We start from the raw sequence: 18,610 nt of genomic DNA, 5'->3' as shown, positions 1-18,610 counted from the left end.
CGGCCTGTCGTTCTTCATGGGAAAGGTTCGATGATCAAAAACACTCTTTCCATTCGTCCGGCCCGGGGTTCTGCCCGTAAAACCGCGCTGCGCCTGGCCGTGGCCTTCGTCGCCGCGTCGCTACCCCTTGCTGGTGCCACCACGGCGAGTGCGAAGCCACGTCCCGTCACCGTCCTCGACCGGCACTCAGGTCCGACGGCGATCTGGGGTCTGGAGGCGTTTCCAGGGATCAGCCAGGCCGCAGGGCTGTCCGACCAGCAGCCAGCCGTGGGCGGTGACACCCCGTTGGTCGGCTCTGACATCAGCTGGCAGGACGACGCCCGGATGGTCGGTGGCCAGGCAGTGGCCTTCAACGGGACCTCGTCGTATCTGTCGGCGTCACCTACGGCTCTGAACACGGCCGGCACCTTCTCTCTCGCAGCCTGGGTGCGGCTCACCGACACGTCCGTCAGCAGGGTTTTCGCTAGCAAGGCCGGTGCCGGCCGGGCCTCTCTCTCGGTTGGCTACGACAGACGCAGCAACCGGTGGCAGGTCCAGATGCCGTCAACGACGGGCAAGGGCGCGAGGGGGTCCGTCGCTCGATCGAACTCGGCGCCTCAGATCGGACTCTGGACGCACCTGGCGGTTGTGCATGACGCGACCGCACGGACCGTCACCCTCTTGGTGAACGGGATTGCCGAGGCGACCGCGACCAGTGTGGCCGCGGTCAACGACCCGTCCGGGCCGGTCCGGTTAGGTCGCGGTGACGACACCTGGTGGCAGGGCAACGTGGCCGCTGTCCAGGTGTACGACCGGGTGTTGGTGGGCCAGGACTTCACCGGCTGGCTGGCCTCCGATCCCGCGTCCGGGGGTTTCAATGAGTCGGGCCTGCTGGATCCACGGTGGGTTGGTGATTGGAACTTCGATGGCGCTGTCGTGTGCTACGAGGACAACAGCCTCGACCCGACCCTGTGCTCAGCACCGGACTCGACAGCCTTCGGTCGCCAGCTCACCCTGAGCCGGGGTGTCGACGTCGTGTTCGACGGACGTCGGGGGAGCAGCACCCTCGCACTCGACCATACCCACTGGATCGACGACCCGTCGGATCCGCACTACGGCGAGGAAACCTGGGAGTACGCCCGCAGCCAGACCAACGTGGCCCACGAGGGAAACCCGGTGTGGGAGGACGGACCAGTTCTCCGTTCGGATCAATCGTTCACGGTGTCCACCTGGGTGCGGCTTGATGCGGCAGAGGGCGCGCAGACGGTCGTCTCGCAGGAAGACGCGGACCGCAGTGCCTTCCGGCTGGCGTACGAGCCGGACAACGGCGGCCAGTGGAGGTTCGACGTCGCCGACGTCGCCGATGCCTCCACCTCCGCGACTACGCCCGCGACTGCCGTCGACGGCTGGCACCAGCTCGTGGCCATTCTCGACGTCGGGCGCCGACAGGCGCGGCTCTACGTGGACGGAGCGCTCGCCACGACCGTTGGACTCCACGAGGCCTGGCAGCCCTGGCAGGCAACGGGCTCCCTGCTGGTCGGCCGGTCGACGACTCCGGAAGGGCCCGCCGAATGGCTCAACGGGCAGGTTGACGACGTCACTGTCTACCAGGGCATGCTGAGCGACGCGCGCGTGCAGTACCTGTTCATGGATCAACAGAGCTAGGCATCTGGCGATGCGTCGGGCCTGGCCATGGCCCCTCCTCGGTGGCGAATTCCGCGCCAGGCCCGACGATCGCATCCGTGTCGGCGGTGGCCTCGCGGCGAGGAGCGGTAGGACGCGGCACGAGGGTGTGCAAATTCGGGGGCCTTGCTCAAATCATCTTAGTCATTAAGATAATCGGCATGGGCATATCGACGGACTTCTCGGTGGCAATCGCCGGCGCCGGCCTCTCCGGCCTCTGCCTCGCCCAGTACCTGATGCGCGCCGGCATCAACGTGCACGTCTACGAGCGGGACCCGAGCCCCTTCGTCCGGCGGCAGGGCTACCGGATCATCCTCGACCGGTACGGGCTGGAGGCGCTGCGCGCGAGCCTGCCCCGCCAGCTGTACAACCTGGCGCTGACCACCGGCGACGAGCCCGGCGGGAACCTCCGCTTCACCGACAGCCGGCTGCGGGACGCATTCACCATCACCTTCAAGGACGAGCCGCACGCGACCCGCCAGGTCGACCGGCTGACCCTGCGGTCGATCCTGCAGTCCGGACTCGACGGACGCATCCACTACGGCAAGGACGCCGTCGCGGTGGACAGCGGCGGCCCGGCAGGGCTGCGGCTGCGGTTCTCCGACGGCGGGGCCGCCGCGGCAACAGTCGTCGTGGGCGCCGACGGCGTCGGCTCGGCGCTGCGCGCCCAGCTCATGCCGGAGGCGGACCCGGCGAACACCTCGATGGCGGGCATCTACGGCCGTTCGCCCCTGCGGCGGAACGGCGAGAGCGTGATCCCGGACGCGCTGCGTACCAGCGGGGTCCTGGCCATCGCCGACCGGCCGGGCCGCGCCTTCTTCTTCACCTCCATGCGGTTCGGCGAGAGCCCGCCGGAGGCGTTCGCGCGCCTGGCTCCGGGCAGCTATGCGCCCACCGGCGACGACTACGTCATGTGGGGGCTGCTGCTCCGGCAGGAGGAGGTGCCTACCGGTGTCCGCGGCGACCTGCTCGCGCTGTGGAAGCTGGCCACCAGGATGAGTGCGGACTTCCACCCGCTCATCCGGCGGCTGGTCGGCACCGCCGAGCTGGATGCCACGGTGCTCAACCTCTTCGCCACCGGCCGGCGCCCGCGCCGGTGGGCGCTGCCCCGGGCGACGATGATGGGCGACGCCGTGCACGTCATGCCGCCGTTCGGCGCTCACGGCGGCAACACCGCGCTCCGAGACGCCGCCCTGCTCGGCCACCGGCTGGTCGAGGCCCGGGCGAGCGGCACACCGGTGGAGGAGGCGATCGCCGGCTACCAGGACGAGATGGTGCCCTACGCCTTCCGCGCCGTCGACACCGCGGCCGGGCTGATGCGCCGCCTCACCGGAGGCGCGGCCGCACCGCACTGGGTGCTGACCCGCGTGTTACCTCGGCTGCACAGGGTCACCGTACCGGAGGCATGATTGCGGGCGTGTCCCACGAACCTGCCCGCGCGTCCGCGCTCGCCGACCTCATGCGGGCCGGGCGGGAGATGTCGCGGCTGTCCATGGTGTTCCGGTACGCCATCGCGGAGCGGCTGGGCCTCACAGTGACCGACCTGGAGTGCCTGGACTACCTGACGGACGTCGGATCCGCAACCGCGGGGCAGGTCGCCGAGCGGACCAACCTCACCACCGGGGCGGTGACAAGCATGCTCCGCCGGCTCCAGCAGGCGGGCTACGTGACGGCCACGCGCGACCCGGCGGACCGGCGGCGGGTGATCGTCACCCTGCGGCCGGAGCGGATCGCCGAGTTGAAGCGACCGTACGAGCGGTTCGCCGAGCGGGCGGAGCGGCTCATCGAGGGCTACAGCGGCGACGAGGTCATGCTGCTGGTCCGGCACTATGACCTCATGCAGGCGATGTACCTCGCCGAGCTGGACCGCCTCCGCAGCGGCGACACCGCGCAGCGGCCTGCCTGAGACGGCGTCGCGTAACAGGCCGCGCTCCCGCTCCCGGCCGTGTGGCACGCCGACAGTCCCATCTCACCACGGGATGCCGCTGCCGATCGTGACGAAGAGTGTTGGCTTGAACACATAGCGATCAATGTGGTTGGTCGGGTCTGCTGCAACTGGCGGGTCGCTACCTGACGACACGCCTTCGCGAAGCCCTACCGAAGGGGGAATGCGCATGTTTGGCAACGGGCGCCGGCCTCGGAGCGGACACCGTCTGGGGTTGGCCTCCCTGCTCGTGAGCGTGTTGGTGCTGGTGTCGTCCGGGCAGCCGGTCTATGCCGCCAACCTCGGCAGCGAGCCGACCCTGCCCTACGCTCAGCCGAACAACACCAGCCTGCCCAGGGCCGGCTGCGACACGACCGCCACCGACCCGAAGAATCCGCCGGTCAGCAGTCCGGCGGCGCTGCAGGTGATCTACGCGTGGAATGACTCCACCGGCAACCAGTACTCGACAAACGTCGAGCACGCCGCCCGCGTCATGGACCGCGTTGACTGGTTGTTCGACCAGGCCAGCAACTACGACCAGCACGTGAAGCTGAGCTGCCGGTCGACGACCACCAGCACGTACAACGAGTACGCGCAGGCGGTGGTGACACCGGAGAAGATCGACACTACGAACACCGACTTCTGGTCGATCGCGAACGAGCTGGCGGCCAAGGGGTACGACGACAGCAACCGCTGGTACGTGGTCCTGACGGAGTTCGCCGCGCCATCCAACTCGGCACACTGGTGTCCGACAAGCGGGGGTAGCGGCTGCATCTCCGTCGTCGAGGCCTGGGACAGTGGAGTTGTCGGGCACGAGGTGTCGCACCTGCTCGGCGCGGGCCACGCCTACATGTCCGAGCACGTCTGGCAGGACTCCAACGGTAACTGGCAGGCCGAGCAGTACTGCCCCGACATCACGATGTGCTTTGGCGACTGGTGGGCCTATGACATGGGCTACCGCCAGAACTACGACCCGAGCGAGACCAGCGCGACGTTCTACGTGGACAACTATCCGTCGACGACGACGAGGAACACGGCGGCTCACCCGCTGCTCACCTCGCCGGTCTGCTGCGACGTCGGCGCCAACAACGACCTGCTGACCGCGCAGGAGCGGACCATCGAGGCACAGACGCCGGGCACCTCGAACCCCACCGGGTTCACCACCTCCGGCTCGGGGGCCGCCATCTCGGTGACGCCGCAGGGCTCGTACGCCGGTGTCTCCGCCCGCTACTTCGACAACCGTCGCTCGCTGCAGTTCGTCAGCTCACCGCAGTCGGCGGAGAAGTCGGTAGTGGTGAGCCGTAGGCCGTCGGTGACGGTCGGGCACAACTACAAGTTCTACGTCCGGCTTCGCGCCGACTCCGGCACCGCAGCGCTGCGCATGCGGTGGTACAACTCCGGCGGCACGCTGCTGTCCACGTCGACGAGCAGCTCGTTCGGCCTGACGTCGAACTGGTGGGAGTGGTCCCACGAAGCGGTCGCACCGTCGAACGCGGCCACCGTGCAGATCTCCGTGGTGGCGCCGGCCGGTGGTTCGCAACCGGCGACCCTGACCATGCACGTGGACACCCTGCAACTGACCGACTGCAGTGCCAACGTCAACTCGCTGTGCCGCCCCACCACCTGATCCCACCCGGATGATCCGACCTTTCCCCACGTCGCGTGACGTGGGGAAAGGCGTGGGAGCCGCCGAACCGGCGGTGGGGGAGGCGCGGGCCGGGTGGATGTCCGGGCGGGGGATCAGTGGTACGGGCGGCAGGAAGAACGGATGACAAGCTCGGTCGGGAGCCGGATGTGGGTGTCGCGTTCGACGCCGTCGATCAGGTCGATGAGCAGGCGCAGTGCCTCGGCGCCCATCTGCTTCAGCGGCTGCATGATGGTCGTCAGCGGCGGATCGACAAGCGCCGACTCCGGCACGTTGTCGAAGCCGATCACCGACAGGTTGTCGGGCACCGAGAGGCCCATGCCGCGGGCCACGTCCATCGTGGAAATCGCAGAGAGGTCGTTACCAGCGAAGATGGCGCTCGGCCGGTCCGGGAGGGCGAGCAGCTCGGCGGCCGTGCTGGCGGCGCTCTCGATCCGGAACCCACCCACGCGGACGAGTTGCTCGTCCACCGGCACGGCCGCGTCGGCCATCGCCCTGCGGAAACCGGCCTCACGCAGCTGCGCCGACTTCAGGTCGGCGCGTCCGCTGATGTGGCCGATCCGCCGGTGCCCGAGGGACAGCAGGTAGTTGGTTGCCAGCACGGCGCCGGCGAAGTTGTCCGAATCGACGGTGGGCAGGTCGGACGGCCCGGTGTGGGGGTCGACGGCCACGACGTGGAAGCTGTGCTCGGTCTCGACCACTGTTGGCGTGACGATCACGGCACCGTCGATGAGGGTGCCGGAGAGGCGGGCGAGCGAGCGCCGCTCCCACCCCACGGCGGCGCCCTCGCCGTCGCCGCTGCAGTAGGCAAGCAGCTGGTATCCGCTGCCCGCGACCTCCTGGGACGCGCCCTTGAGCAGCTCCGTCGAGAACGGCTCGAACTCGGCGACCAGAATGCCGAGCACGTTGGTACGGTGGCTGCGCAGGCTCTGCGCTCCCAGGCTCGCCTCGTAGCCGAGGTCGTGGATGACCTGCTGGACGCGCTCCACGGTTGCCTGGGCCACGCCGTACCGACCATTCACGACCTTGGACACCGTAGCGACCGAGACTCCGGCGGTTCGTGCGACATCCGACATTTTGACGCGTTGCTGGAACACCACGCGTTGATGATAGGGCCGCCACCGAGGTCCGTCACGAGCGGTTCGAAAACGTTATCGATACCGATTGACATCAAGTTACGTGACTGTAAAACTTCGCCGCAGGCTGAGTACCGCGACTGACTAGTCGAGGAGACATCGATGGCAACGAAGCACCGTGCGGGTGCCGTCTGGGCACTGCTGATGACAAGTGTTCTCGTTGTCGCCGGGTGCAACGGCGGCGGCGAAGAGGCGGCTCCCCAGGGCGAGCTGTTCAAGGATCCGGTGACCCTGACCTGGTGGCACAACGCCTCACAGGACGGGCCCGGCAAGACCTACTGGGAGAAGGTCGCCAAGGACTTCTCCGCGCTCCACCCCACCGTCAAGATCGAGATCGAGGCGATCGAGACCAATCAGCTCCAGCGCACCCGGCTCCCCGCCGCGCTGCTGAGCAGCGACCCGCCGGACATCTTCCAGGCCTGGGGCGGCGGCGAGATGAGCGAGCAGGTCGAGGCCGACTACCTCAAGGAGATCACCGACCAGGTCAAGACCGAGGTTGCCAACATCGGCAGCGCCGCGGAGATCTGGCAGGTGGACGGCAAGCAGTACGGCCTGCCGTTCCGGATGGGCATCGAGGGCATCTGGTACAACAAGGACATGTTCGCCAGGGCGGGCATCGCGGCTCCGCCGACCACCTTCGAGGAGCTCAACACCGCTGTTACCAAGCTCAAGGCGATCAACGTCGTTCCGATCGCCGTGGGCGCCGGTGACAAGTGGCCGGCCGCGCACTGGTGGTACAACCTCGCGCTGCGCGCCTGCTCGGTCGACACCCTGAAGAAGGCGTCGAAGGACAAGAACTTCGACGATCCGTGCTTCGTGAAGGCCGGCCAGGACCTGAAGAGCTTCATCGACACCAAGCCGTTCCAGCCCAACTTCATCGCCACGCCGGGCCAGAACGACCCGACCAGCGCCAACGGCATGCTCGCCAACGGCAAGGCCGCGATGGAGCTCATGGGTGACTGGAACCGCGGCACGCTGGACACCGTCGCCACGGACAAGGCGAAGCTCGCGACGTTCCTCGGCTGGTTCCCGGTGCCGGCGATCTCCGGTTCCCCGGGTGACCCGAAGGCGGCCCTCGGCGGTGGCGACGGGTTCTCCTGCTCCAAGAAGGCCCCGGCCGAGTGCGTCGAGTTCCTCAAGTACATCGTGAGCCCCGAGGTGCAGAAGGGCTACGCCGAGACCGGCACGGGCCTGCCTGTCGCCAAGGGCGCCGAGGCCGGCGTGAAGGACCCCGCGCTGAAGTCCATCCTGGAGGCCACCTCCAGCGCGAGCTACGTCCAGCTCTGGCTGGACACGGCTTACGGCAGCACCGTCGGCAGCGCGATGAACGACGCGATCGTCGCCATCTTCGCCGGCAACGGGGCACCTGAGAAGGTCGTCTCGGCGATGAAGGCGGCCGCAAGCAAGTGACCTCCGCCAACCAGATCCGTATCCCCGCCGGCGACGCTTCCGCGTCGCCGGCGGGCCACCGCGAGGCCGAGCGCACAGCCGCCCGCCGAGCCGAGACCCGCCGCAAGTGGTATGAGATCGTCGGGCTCACCACGCCGGCCGTCGTCATCTACGTGATGTTCGTGCTGGTGCCGATGGGCTTCGCGGTCTACTACAGCCTGTTCCGGTGGCGCGGCGTCGGGCCGCCCACCGAGTTCGTCGGCCTGAGGAACTACACCCTCGCCTTCCAGGATCCGATCTTCCTCGACGCGTTGCGCAACAACGCCATCATCGTGTTCGGGTCGCTGCTGATCCAGGGCCCGATCGCCCTCGGCGTCGCCCTGCTTCTCAACCGTCGCTTCCGCGGACGCGCCGTGTTCCGCCTGCTGGTCTTCGTGCCGTACGTGCTCGCCGAGGTCACCGTCGGCATCATGTGGAAGCTGCTCCTGACCGGCGACGGCACTGTCGACGCGCTGCTGCGGTCCCTGGGAATGGGCGGCCTGGTGCACGCCTGGCTGGCTGACCTGGACCTGGTCATCTGGACCCTGCTGGCCGTCCTCACCTGGAAGTACGTCGGCTTCGCCATCATCCTGCTGCTCGCCGGGCTGTCCAACGTGCCCGACGAGCTGACCGAGGCGGCAGCCATCGACGGCGCGAGCTGGTGGCAGATCCAACGGCACGTCACGATCCCGCTGCTCGGCCCGACGATCCGGATCTGGATGTTCCTGTCCATGATCGGCTCACTGCAGATCTTCGACATGATCTGGGTGACCTCGGTGCCAGCGGTGCGGTCCCTCGGCGCATCGGCCACCATGGCGACGTACATGGTGGACAACGGGTTCTTCGCCCGGCTCTGGGGCTACGGCAACGCCGTGGCCGTCATCCTGTTCGTCATCTCCTTCGTCGCGGCGCTGCTGTTCCAGCGGTTCCTGCTCCGTCGCGACATCGAGGGCGCCATCACCGGAAGGGCGAAGTGACGATGGCCGTGAACTCCGTTCGCTCCCCGTCCACCGGACGCCGTCAGGTGTCCTGGGGCACGCCGCTCACCTACGCGCTCGCGCTCGCGGTCGCGGCCGTGTCGATCGCCCCGGTCATCTACGTGGTCATCGGCGGTTTCCGCACCACCCCGCAGATCGTCGCGGACCCGGCCGGCCTGCCCGACCCGTTCGTCTTCGACAACTACGCCAGGGTGCTGACCCAGAGCAACTTCTGGCAGCAGGCGTTCAACAGCGCGGTCATCGCCCTCGGCACCACGCTCGCCGTCGTCGTGCTCGGGATGGCCGCCGCGTTCGTGCTCGCCCGCTACCACTTCCGCGGGCGGGAGGGGCTCTACACCTTCTTCACCCTCGGCCTGCTGTTCCCGGCCGGGGCGGCGATCCTGCCGCTCTACCTCATGCTGCGCGACCTGAACCTGATCAACTCCTACTACGCGGTGATCCTCCCGCAGGTCGCCTTCTCACTGCCACTGACGATCGTGATCCTGCGCCCGTTCCTGTCGGCCATCCCGAGAGAGTTGGAGGACGCCGCCGCCATCGACGGTGCGAGTCGGCTCGGTTTCCTCTGGCGCGTCGCGATGCCGCTGTCGCGGCCCGCGCTCGTCACCGTTGGCGTCCTGGCGTTCGTGGCGAGTTGGAACTCGTTCCTGCTGCCGCTGCTCGTCCTCAGCGACGTCAACCTGCACACCCTGCCGCTGGGGGTGCAGAACTTCTCCAGCCAGTACACCACCGACACGGCAGGCGTCCTCGCCTTCACCTCGCTGGCGATGCTGCCGGCACTGCTCTTCTTCACGCTCGCGGAGAAGCAGATCGTCGGTGGCCTGCAGGGTGCGGTCAAGGGCTGAGCGGCAGCGGTACGGGGCACGACCACAGAAAGGCACAGCATGACTGAGGTCCACGCACTGGTGGACGGGCCGGCGACGGCTCAGGCAGGTCCGGAGCACGGCCGGCCGGCCGGGCACGACAGCGAAGCACGCCTCCGCGACCTGCTCGGCCGGATGACGATCGAGGAGAAGATCGCCCAACTCGTCGGCTTCTGGGAGAAGGAGGACGGCGAGGCGGTCGCACCGCTGCAGGGGGAGTTCGGCGACGCCGTCACGCTCGAGGACTTCTCCCGGCACGGGCTCGGTCACCTCACCCGCGCCTACGGCACCCGCCCCCTGGACGCGGCGGCCCGCGCGTCCTGGCTCTGGAAGTTCCAGCGAAACCTAGTAACGGGGACCCGGCTCGGCATCCCCGCGATCGTCCACGAGGAGTGTCTCACCGGGCTGTCGGCGTGGAAGGCGGCCACCTTTCCCACGCCGCTGGCCTGGGGCGCCGCGTTCGACCCCGAACTGGTCACCGAGATGGCCGCGGCGATCGGCGCCTCGATGCGGGCCCTCGGTATCCACCAGGGGCTCTCGCCGGTGCTCGACGTGATCCGTGACCCCCGGTGGGGTCGGGTGGACGAGTGCATCTCCGAAGACCCGTACCTGGTCGGCACCATCGGCACGTCGTACGTGCGTGGCCTGCAGGCGCAGGGGGTGCACGCCACCCTCAAGCACTTCGCCGGCTACTCCGCCTCGCGCGCCGGGCGCAACTTCGGCCCGGTGCACGTCGGCCGTCGGGAACTGGCCGACGTGCTGCTCCTCCCGTTCGAGATGGCGATCATCGACGGCGAGGCACGCAGTGTCATGCACTCGTACACCGAGATCGACGGGGTGCCCGTCGCCGCCGACCCGACGATGCTGACCGGCATCCTGCGGGACCAGTGGGGCTTCGACGGCACCGTGGTGGCCGACTACTACGGGGTCGCGTTCCTGAACCTGCTGCACCACGTGGCGAGCGATCACGCCGAGGCGGCCGGACAGGCGCTGACCGCCGGTGTCGACGTGGAACTGCCCACCGGCGACGCCTATCTGACCCTGCCGGCGTCGGTGCGGGCGGGCAAGCTCGACGAGGCGCTCGTCGACCGTGCGGTGCTGCGGGTGCTGCGCCAGAAGCAGGACCTCGGTCTGCTCGACGCGACCTTCACCGACGAGCCGCCCCAGGCGGTCGACCTCGACTCGCCCGAGCACCGGTCGATCGCCCGTCGGCTCGCCGAGGAGTCGATCGTGCTGGTCGCCAACCGGGACGCGCTGCCGCTGCCGGCCGGGCGACGGGTCGCCGTCATCGGCCCGAACGCCGATCGGCAGAGTGCGCTCTTCGGGTGCTACTCGTTCCTCAACCACGTGCTCGTCCAGCATCCGGGCGTGGAGGCCGGTATCGAGGTGCCGACAGTGCTCGACGCCATGCGGGTGGAGTTCGGCGACGATCTCGTCAGCTGGGCGCGCGGCTGCGACGTGGACACCGACGACCGATCCGGCTTCGACGAGGCTGTCGAGTCGGCCGCCGCCGCGGATGTCGCAGTCCTGGTCGTCGGCGACCACGCCGGCCTCTTCGGACGTGGCACTGTCGGGGAAGGCTGCGACCGGGATGACCTGGAGCTGCCCGGCGTCCAGCGCGAACTGGTCGAGGCGGTGGTGGCGACCGGCACACCCGTCGTCCTCGTGCTGGTCACCGGCCGGCCGTACACGGTCGGTTGGGCGCTGTCCCGCTGCGCGGCGGTGGTGCAGGCGTTCTTCCCGGGCGAAGAGGGCGCCGGGGCGATCGCGGGGGTGCTCTCCGGGCGGGTCAACCCGTCCGGCCGGCTGCCGGTCAGCCTGCCCGGGTCGGCCGGCGCACAGCCGTACTCCTACCTGCACCCCACCCTTGGTCAGGGCAACGAGGTGACCAACCTGCCGGCGACGCCGGTGGCGCCGTTCGGCCACGGCCTGTCCTACACGACGTTCACGCACAGCGATCTCACTGTGCCCAGCACGGTGCCCACCGATGGTGCGCTGGTCGTGACGGTGCGGGTGACGAACAACGGCGCGGTCGCTGGCGACGACGTGGTCCAGCTCTACGGTCGCGACGTGGTGGCCTCGGTGACCCGGCCGGTGGCGCAGCTGCTCGGCTACCAACGGGTCCACCTGGAACCGGGTCGGTCCGTCACTGTCGAGCTGACGGTCCCCACCACCCGGCTGGCGTTTTCCGACCGCACGTTCACCCGCGTCGTGGAGCCCGGCGACGTCGAACTCTGGGTCGGCACCAGCGTGCAGCGGGACACGCAGGCGGTGACCACGCTTGTCGGTGACACCGTCCCGGTCACCAACGCTTCCCCCCGCTGGACCACCACCGACATCCGCTGAAGCCGGTCCGCCGTCGTCGCCGGTGGACCGGCCCTGTCCGCGTTCCGTGGTTGACGGGCGGCAGCGCGGCGACAACCGGGCGGGCCGGACCGCCGCCCGCCCGGTGGGGGAGCGTGACCGGGCGGGGCAGGAGCAGCCGGCTGCGCTAGCTGTGGGGCCGGATGTTGTGGTTGAGGTGGAACACGTTGTGCGGGTCCCAGATCGTCTTGAGTGCGGTGAGCCGTGCGAGCTTGGCGGCCGGGTAGGCGCGGCGTACCCCGCGTTGCCCCTCGTCGGCGGCGAGTGAGTTGACGTAGACGCCGTCGGCGTACGGGTCGAGCGCGGCTCCGGCAGCACGAGCCGCCGCCATCCGCGCGTCGTCTTCGGATGGCTCGGTCCAGCGGGAGCCGGCGCCGAACTCGAACATGGTGCCCCGGTGACTGAACGCGGCGTCGGCATCCGCGACGTCGGCGATCGCGCCACCGTGCGCCTGCAGGCCTGCGGCGGGCAGGTGGGTGCCGGCGTGCAGGTCGGCCGCGCCGCGCAGCAGGAACGCCTCGATCGCGGCGGAGGGGAACCGCCGCAGGTAGTGCGCGCTGGAGTACCGGCGGTAGGCGTGGCCGCCGACGGTGTCGTCGCGTTGCTGCAGTTCCAGGTACGACGGTGTGGTGACCCGCTCGGCGACCGGTCGCCCGAGCGCGCGCATCGCCGGCAGCAGCCGGCGACCCTGTGCCGGGTCGCCGACCCATACGAAGCCCACTGTGGCGATCGGGCCCTCGGTCGTGCCGTGGACATCGGCGGTGAAGGTCGCCTGCCGCGGCGCGACGGCGTTGAGGTCCCGCCAGCCTTCGAGCACCGGTACGGCGTCCTCGGCGCGGAAGTCGAACTCGGCGACAAGGGTCTGCGTTCCGGTGTGGTGCAGCTGGAAGTCGAAGTTGGTGACGATGCCGAAGTTGCCGCCCCCGCCGCGCAGGCCCCAGAAGAGGTCGGGGTTCTCGGAGCGGCTCGCGGTCACCACCTCCCCTTCCACGGTGACCATCGTGTAGGAGACGACGTTGTCGCAGGCCAAGCCGTGTTGGCGGGCGAGCCAGCCCATGCCGCCGCCGAGGGTCAGGCCGCCGACCCCGGTGTGCGAGACGTTACCCGCGGTAGTGGCGAGGCCGTATGGCTGCGACGCCCGGTCGAGCGCGCCCAACAGCGCGCCGCCCTGGACCCGGGCGCGTCGCCGGATCGGGTCGACCCGAACGCCGTTCAACGGGGTCAGGTCGATCATCAGGCCGTTCGCGGGAACGGCGAGGCCGGCCACGTTGTGCCCGCCGCAGCGCACCCCGATCTCCAGGTCGAGTTCGCGGGCCAGGCGCACCGCGGCCACCACGTCGGTGACGCTCGCGGCCTGCACGATCATCCGCGGGCGTCGGTCGATCATGGCGTTCCAGACGGAGCGGGCCGCGTCGTAACCCGGATCAGCCGGGGTGAGGAGACGGCCGTCGAAGCGGGAACCTGTCGTTGTCGTCATGCGTCTGAGCCTGACGGAAATCGGTACACCAAGTAAGGTCCGATCTCATGGGCCAACCCAGGACCAATTCGAGCACCGCGACGGACCTGCTCATCGACGTCGACCGGTCCGCGGCCGAGCCGCTGCACCGGCAGATCGCCGCCTCGATCCGGGGCAGCATCCGGGCCGGCCGGTTGCGGCTCGGGACGTCGCTGCCGCCCACCCGCACCATCGCGGCCGATCTGGGAATCTCCCGCGGCGTCGTGGTCGAGGCGTACCAGCAACTCGTCGCCGAGGGTTACCTGACAAGTCGGGCGGGCGGCTACACCCAGGTGGCGGTCGAGCCGGTTCAGCCGTCGGCGGGACGGCGCGGCGGGGACCGGCCGGCGGCCCGGATCGATTTCGGGTACGGCCGCACCGACGCGTCGTCGTTCCCCCGGGCCGCCTGGCTGCGCTCGGTGCGAACGGTCCTCACCACCATGCCGAACGAACGCTTCGCCTACCTCGACGGGCGTGGCGTACCCGAACTGCACACCGCCCTGACCGACTACCTCAACCGGGTCCGCGGCGCGTCCGCCCGCCCGGAGAACGTCGTGATCTGCAGTGGCTACGGCCAAGGCGTCGCGCTGATCCTCCAGGTGCTCGCGGCGCGCGGCGCCCGCCGGCTGGCTGTCGAGGACCCATCCGCCGACGACGACGCCCGCCCAGTCGCGGCCGCCGCCGGCCTGGACGTGGTCGGCATCCCGGTCGGGCCGGACGGCATTCTCGTCGAGGAGTTGGAGCACACCGACGCGGACGCCGTCGTGCTGACGCCCTCGCACCAGTGGCCCACCGGCGGGGTCCTGTCGGCCACCGCGCGGGCCCGGGTCATCGGCTGGGCGCAGCGGCGCGGCGCCGTGGTGATCGAGGACGACTACGACGCGGAGTACCGCTACGACCGCTCGCCCGTCGGCGCCATGCAGGGGTTGGCGCCCGACACCGTCGTCTACTGCGGCACAGCGAGCAAGACCCTGGCGCCGGGGCTGCGCCTCGGTTGGCTGCTGGCGCCGTCACACCTTGTCGACGACATCACTGCGGCCAAGGTACGGGCCGACCGCGGCTCGCCCGTCATCGACCAGCTCACCTTCGCCGATTTCCTCACCCGCGGCGAATTCGACAGGCACCTGCGGCGGATGCGCCCGGTCTACCGCCGCCGCCGCGACGCCCTCCTGGCCGCGCTGCGCGCACGGCTGTCCGACCTCGAACCGGTCGGTGTCGCGGCGGGCCAACACGTCGTCACCTGGCTCCCGCCCGACCTCGACGAGACCTCGGTCGTTGCCGCCGCCGCCCGGCGTGGACTTGTCGTGCAGGGCGTCTCCCGGTACCGACTGAGCCCGGCCGAACCCGGCGGGCTGATCTTCGGCTACGCCACCCTCACCGAACGCTCCATCACCGACGGAGTGGAAGCCCTAGCCGAGGCTGTCGCGGAGGTCCGTGCGGTCGCTTCCTGATCGTCGTCGCACAAGCCGCGGTGAGCAGCATCGACGGTCCGACGCAACCGTTCGGTCAGCCGCCGGGGCAGCGGGTGTCGCCGCCGCTGTGTTCCATGCAGTGCCCCGGCGGGCCGGGTGTCGTCGCTGCCGGCGCCGGATCGAGGTCCCCGCCGGCGCCGACTGCGATCGGTACGGCGGGTACGGCGATCACGACGGTCAGCACCAGGAAGACGGCAGCGGTGCGTACCAGCCGCAGGTGGTACGCGACGAGCGCGATGAGGGCCGGCCCGGCGGTCGCCACCGACGCGGCGACCAGCAGGGCCAGGCTCGCCCGACGTTTGAGGTCCGCCAACTCGCCGGGCTGGTCGTCGTAGCTGACGCTCCACTGCTCCAGGACGATGCCCATCCACCATACGGCCGCCGCGACCATTGCGCAGACCCAGACCAGGACCAGGAGTCCCACGACCGGGCCACCCCGTCGACCTGTGCCGACCGCTTCAGATGCCATGCGGTCCAGCGTGGATTGCCGACCCGGTTGGGCCATGAGCCGGCGTACTCAGGTTTGCTACCGGCGCCCCGACCGGTGAAGCGGCTCGCGCGCCGGTGCCCCCTCGGCTGTCACGGCGGCGTAGACGGCCGGCCAGCCCGTCGCCAGGTGATCGCCCCGCCAGGTGAACAGCGCCGCGCCGCGCCGAGTGGGATCGCCGTCCGGATAGGGCGCTTCGGCCACCCCGCGACGCACCGGCGTCAGCCGCCAGCGCGGCCCGCACCAGGTGACAACCACCGATCCCGGTGGTCCGCTGGCGAACGCGTGCGGCGGATATTCGCTGAGCCGGCAGTTGGTGGTCCGGTCCCGTAGCAAGGCTGCGTAGGCCTGGTCGTCGAGGGCACAACCGTCCGGGCGCCGTCCGGATGGCCAGTCCGGTGAGGTGACGCCCCGTTCGGTCGCCGCCTGCCACATCGTTGGCAGGTCCTTGTCGATCCGGGCCGGGTCCGTCATCTGCTCCAGCATCCACAGCAGTCGTCCGGCGCCGCGGCCAGGCGCGCAGCGCCGCCAGCGGAGCCTGCGGCCCAGGTCGGCGGCGGTGACGGCGCACCAGGGGTGAACGGTGCCGAGTAGTCCCTGGCTGCCCAGCCAGTGCAGATAGCGGGGAGCGTCCTCCAGTACGGGGTACATCGCCGAGTAGGGGATGCCAGCGATGAGACGGTCGCCGGACGGGGCGATACCCGGTGCGGTGAAGGCGAGCATGCTCGCTTGCGCGAGGTCACCCGGGGAACCACCCGGCACGGAACCGGGCTGCATCGGCACTGCCGCACCGAGCAGCCGGGCCACCGCCGGTTTGACGGCGTCACCGGCCACGGCCTGCGCCAACTTCGGCACCACGGTGGCCAGTGTCTGGATTATCAGCCGTTCGGCCTCGTCCGGGCCTGCGGGCAGCGGCAGGCCGGCGAGCGTCCGCCGCAACTCGTCACCGACCTCGGGCGAGATCATCAGCCGGGCCGTCAGCCGGCCGAGCTCGGTCGCGACGACCTGTCCACCACCGGGCTCGGCATCGGCCAGCATCTCGGACGACCGCAGGAACCGGACGGCGTCGTACAGCGGCGTGCTGCCGTGGCTGCCCTGGTGGTGGGCCAGGGTACGGACCCACCACTGGTCCGCGCCACGGTGCGACGCGATGCGGTCCTGCACCACCTCACTGAGCATCTGCTCGGGGAGATTCGCCTGAATCTGCGAGTCGACCGTGTAGCCCGCAGTGAGCTGAGCCCGCCAGGAGGGGTGCTCGTGCTCGTCGACGATCAGGTAGGCCCATCCGTCCTGCTCACCCGCACCAGCGCGACCGGCCCGGCCGAACATCTGTAGCACCGTGGCCACGTCGACGGCGCCGAAGCCGACCTGGGTGTCACGGACCACCACCGCGCGGGCCGGCAGGTTGACGCCGGCAGCGACAGTCGTGGTGGCCACCAGGATGTCCAGCCGCCGCTCGCGGAAGCCGGCCTCGGCGTCGGCGCGATGGTCCCAACCCTTGTAGTGGAGGCCGACACCGACCCGCCGGCAGACCTCGTGCACCTCATCAGCGTCGTCGATCCGGACTCGCCGCACGTCCGCGCCCCGCGCGGCGGCGATGACCAGGGCGGTGAGCCGTACGTTGCGCTTGCTTCCGCAGAAGACAAGCACGCCGCCGCCGTCGGCCGCCACCATCGTGGCGATTGTCGACGCCAGCCTGGTGCGGGCCGCTTCGGTCACGTTCCAGTCCTGATGAGCGGCGATGACAGGCAGCTGCCAGGTGAGCCGGCCCGGCCGCCAGGCGATCGTCACCAGCCGCGCCCGCAACCAGGCGGCGATCTCCGCGCTGTTGGTGACTGTCGCGGAGAGCCCGATCAGCCGGGGTCCGCCGGTGACGTCGCGCATGCGGGCGAGCACGCCCTCCAGGGTCGGTCCGCGCACCGGATCGCCGACCAGGTGGATTTCGTCAACGATCAGTACGCCGACCCGCTCCAGAACCTCCCGCAGCGAACCGGTGCGGCAGATCGACTCGAACTTCTCGGTGGTCGAGATCCACAGGTCGGCCTCCTGCAACCGGGCCAGATCCACCCGGTGTTCGCCGGAGAGTCGCTCGATGCGCAGGCCACGACGCCGCCACAGGTCCAGGTCGCGGTCGAGCTCGTCGGTGAGCGAACGCTGCGGCACCAGCCAGGCCGCCTTACGCCCGGTGCCCAGCACGACCTTCAAGACGGCGGTCATGCCGATGACGGTCTTCCCGGACCCGGTCGGCGCGACCACGACGAGGTTCTCGTCGCTCCCGATGATCTCCGGGACGGCCTGAGCCTGAGCCGGGTTGAACGACGGATACGTGAAGTAGTCCGCCCACTGTGCCGGCACCAGCCGCTCGACCGGTTGGCCGGCCGGCCCATCGGACACGTCGAACCCGATGGCCTGCCAGTCTGCCTCGAACGCGGCGCTCGCGACCTTGGCGGCTGCCCCGGAGCTGCGAGCATGCACCCCCTTGCGGGGGCGGTTCAGGTGACACTCTCGGCTGTCGGCCAGCACGCTGCCGTCGCCGTCGCCGTAGATCTCCTCGTCCTCGACGAGGTAGCTCATCCGCCGCACGGACACGCCCGCCTGCGAGAGCTTGTCGGCGATCGGATTCAGACCAGCATCGGCCGAGACGATTGCGCGCATGTCGATGTGGTCATCAATTTCCGGCATCTCCGCGTCAGGATCACTGATCCTGAGCCACCGGAACCTCGCCACCGACGGATTATGCCTTCTCGGCAGCGATCCGAACGGAATTCATTCTTGGGAGATTCCTCGTAATTCGATCAGCGACCAAGCCAATGCCCCACGCCTGGTTGCTCCTCCGCCTACCAGCGTCGACGTAGGCCGGACGGCCGGACCACCAACGGCCCGAAGGGTCGGCGTCAGCGCGCTTCTCGACCAGGGCTATCAGCCGTACGGGTCGCCGGCGCTGACCTCCAACGGCCAACGCGTCATCGCCGCTCAAGCGTTGGTGCTGCCGCATTCTGTCGGCGCCGAGGCCTCCAGGGGCAGTGTCAGGTAGAGACGCACACTCACAGCCGCTACCGCTCGCCTGTCAGCCGCCGGTGCGGCCATCACCATGCGTGGTTCGGTTCCGCTCGGCAGGTGTGCGTTCGCGCGGTACGCG

The 18,610-nt window shown here is 69.7% G+C and carries 14 protein-coding genes; 10 read left to right on the top strand and 4 right to left on the bottom strand.

Annotation, left to right across the window (positions count from 1 at the left end):
- Positions 1-30 precede the first annotated feature (30 nt).
- The 4 genes from ACQPWW_RS22095 (at position 31) to ACQPWW_RS22080 (ending at position 5,213) form a co-directional block, all read left to right on the top strand.
- Positions 31-1,644: a LamG domain-containing protein gene (locus tag ACQPWW_RS22095; RefSeq protein ID WP_433125200.1), complete on the top strand. Its 1,614-nt coding sequence runs from the start codon at positions 31-33 to the stop codon at positions 1,642-1,644.
- A gap of 179 nt (positions 1,645-1,823) precedes the next feature.
- Positions 1,824-3,071, top strand: coding sequence for an FAD-dependent oxidoreductase (locus tag ACQPWW_RS22090; protein ID WP_433125199.1), 1,248 nt, complete (start codon positions 1,824-1,826; stop codon positions 3,069-3,071).
- An 8-nt stretch (positions 3,072-3,079) separates the two neighbouring features.
- A complete protein-coding gene (locus ACQPWW_RS22085) occupies positions 3,080-3,568 on the top strand; it encodes a MarR family transcriptional regulator (protein ID WP_433125198.1) in 489 nt (162 codons plus the stop codon).
- A gap of 253 nt (positions 3,569-3,821) precedes the next feature.
- Positions 3,822-5,213, top strand: coding sequence for a hypothetical protein (locus tag ACQPWW_RS22080; protein WP_433125197.1), 1,392 nt, complete (start codon positions 3,822-3,824; stop codon positions 5,211-5,213).
- 113 nt (positions 5,214-5,326) lie between these two features.
- Here ACQPWW_RS22080 and ACQPWW_RS22075 read toward each other — a convergent pair whose 3' ends face one another.
- Positions 5,327-6,331 carry a LacI family DNA-binding transcriptional regulator gene (locus ACQPWW_RS22075; protein ID WP_433125195.1) on the bottom strand — a complete coding sequence of 335 codons (1,005 nt, stop codon included), beginning with the start codon at positions 6,329-6,331 and terminating at the stop codon, positions 5,327-5,329.
- A 138-nt stretch (positions 6,332-6,469) separates the two neighbouring features.
- On the opposite strand from ACQPWW_RS22075, the gene ACQPWW_RS22070 reads away from it, so the two are divergent.
- Genes ACQPWW_RS22070 through ACQPWW_RS22055 form a run of 4 tightly spaced genes read left to right on the top strand, consistent with a single transcriptional unit; the run spans position 6,470 to position 11,999 of the window.
- A complete protein-coding gene (locus ACQPWW_RS22070) occupies positions 6,470-7,777 on the top strand; it encodes an extracellular solute-binding protein (protein ID WP_433125194.1) in 1,308 nt (435 codons plus the stop codon).
- On the top strand, positions 7,774-8,772 hold the full coding sequence (locus tag ACQPWW_RS22065) for a carbohydrate ABC transporter permease (RefSeq protein WP_433125192.1): 999 nt from the start codon (positions 7,774-7,776) through the stop codon (positions 8,770-8,772). Before ACQPWW_RS22070 ends, ACQPWW_RS22065 begins: the two co-directional genes overlap by 4 nt.
- Positions 8,769-9,635: a carbohydrate ABC transporter permease gene (locus ACQPWW_RS22060; RefSeq protein ID WP_433125190.1), complete on the top strand. Its 867-nt coding sequence runs from the start codon at positions 8,769-8,771 to the stop codon at positions 9,633-9,635. The genes ACQPWW_RS22065 and ACQPWW_RS22060 overlap by 4 nt, the downstream gene beginning before the upstream one ends.
- Positions 9,636-9,674: 39 nt before the next feature.
- Positions 9,675-11,999: a glycoside hydrolase family 3 N-terminal domain-containing protein gene (locus tag ACQPWW_RS22055; protein ID WP_433125189.1), complete on the top strand. Its 2,325-nt coding sequence runs from the start codon at positions 9,675-9,677 to the stop codon at positions 11,997-11,999.
- A gap of 145 nt (positions 12,000-12,144) precedes the next feature.
- On the opposite strand, the gene ACQPWW_RS22050 is transcribed toward ACQPWW_RS22055, so the two are convergent.
- On the bottom strand, positions 12,145-13,494 hold the full coding sequence (locus ACQPWW_RS22050; RefSeq protein ID WP_433125187.1) for an FAD-binding oxidoreductase: 1,350 nt from the start codon (positions 13,492-13,494) through the stop codon (positions 12,145-12,147).
- Positions 13,495-13,541: 47 nt separating this feature from the next.
- Here ACQPWW_RS22050 and ACQPWW_RS22045 point away from each other — a divergent pair, with 47 nt between their 5' ends.
- Complete coding sequence (locus ACQPWW_RS22045) at positions 13,542-14,963, top strand: PLP-dependent aminotransferase family protein (RefSeq protein ID WP_433125185.1); 1,422 nt, start codon at positions 13,542-13,544, stop codon at positions 14,961-14,963.
- 55 nt (positions 14,964-15,018) lie between these two features.
- On the opposite strand, the gene ACQPWW_RS22040 is transcribed toward ACQPWW_RS22045, so the two are convergent.
- Together ACQPWW_RS22040 and ACQPWW_RS22035 are read right to left on the bottom strand one after the other, a co-directional pair.
- Positions 15,019-15,408: a hypothetical protein gene (locus ACQPWW_RS22040; RefSeq protein ID WP_433125183.1), complete on the bottom strand. Its 390-nt coding sequence runs from the start codon at positions 15,406-15,408 to the stop codon at positions 15,019-15,021.
- A 102-nt stretch (positions 15,409-15,510) separates the two neighbouring features.
- Positions 15,511-18,126 carry a DEAD/DEAH box helicase gene (locus tag ACQPWW_RS22035; RefSeq protein ID WP_433125181.1) on the bottom strand — a complete coding sequence of 872 codons (2,616 nt, stop codon included), beginning with the start codon at positions 18,124-18,126 and terminating at the stop codon, positions 15,511-15,513.
- Between ACQPWW_RS22035 and ACQPWW_RS22030 the strand changes: the two genes are divergently transcribed.
- Entirely contained in the window at positions 18,125-18,505 is a 381-nt protein-coding gene (locus ACQPWW_RS22030) for a DUF1737 domain-containing protein (protein WP_433125180.1), read from the top strand. The genes ACQPWW_RS22035 and ACQPWW_RS22030 overlap by 2 nt on opposite strands.
- Positions 18,506-18,610 lie beyond the last annotated feature (105 nt).

Source organism: Micromonospora sp. CA-240977 (assembly GCF_050942285.1).
Taxonomy (GTDB): domain Bacteria; phylum Actinomycetota; class Actinomycetes; order Mycobacteriales; family Micromonosporaceae; genus Micromonospora.
This window is presented reverse-complemented; position numbering and strand designations above follow the sequence as displayed.

Bases quoted from the DNA above. Each gene is read 5' to 3' on its own strand.
- ACQPWW_RS22045 (WP_433125185.1), top strand. From the start codon at position 13,542: ATGGGCCAACCCAGGACCAATTCGAGCACCGCGACGGACCTGCTCATC.
- ACQPWW_RS22090 (WP_433125199.1), top strand. From the start codon at position 1,824: ATGGGCATATCGACGGACTTCTCGGTGGCAATCGCCGGCGCCGGCCTC.
- ACQPWW_RS22055 (WP_433125189.1), top strand. From the start codon at position 9,675: ATGACTGAGGTCCACGCACTGGTGGACGGGCCGGCGACGGCTCAGGCA.
- ACQPWW_RS22095 (WP_433125200.1), top strand. From the start codon at position 31: ATGATCAAAAACACTCTTTCCATTCGTCCGGCCCGGGGTTCTGCCCGT.
- ACQPWW_RS22050 (WP_433125187.1), bottom strand. From the start codon at position 13,494: ATGACGACAACGACAGGTTCCCGCTTCGACGGCCGTCTCCTCACCCCG.
- ACQPWW_RS22035 (WP_433125181.1), bottom strand. From the start codon at position 18,126: ATGCGCGCAATCGTCTCGGCCGATGCTGGTCTGAATCCGATCGCCGAC.
- ACQPWW_RS22030 (WP_433125180.1), top strand. From the start codon at position 18,125: ATGTCGATGTGGTCATCAATTTCCGGCATCTCCGCGTCAGGATCACTG.
- ACQPWW_RS22070 (WP_433125194.1), top strand. From the start codon at position 6,470: ATGGCAACGAAGCACCGTGCGGGTGCCGTCTGGGCACTGCTGATGACA.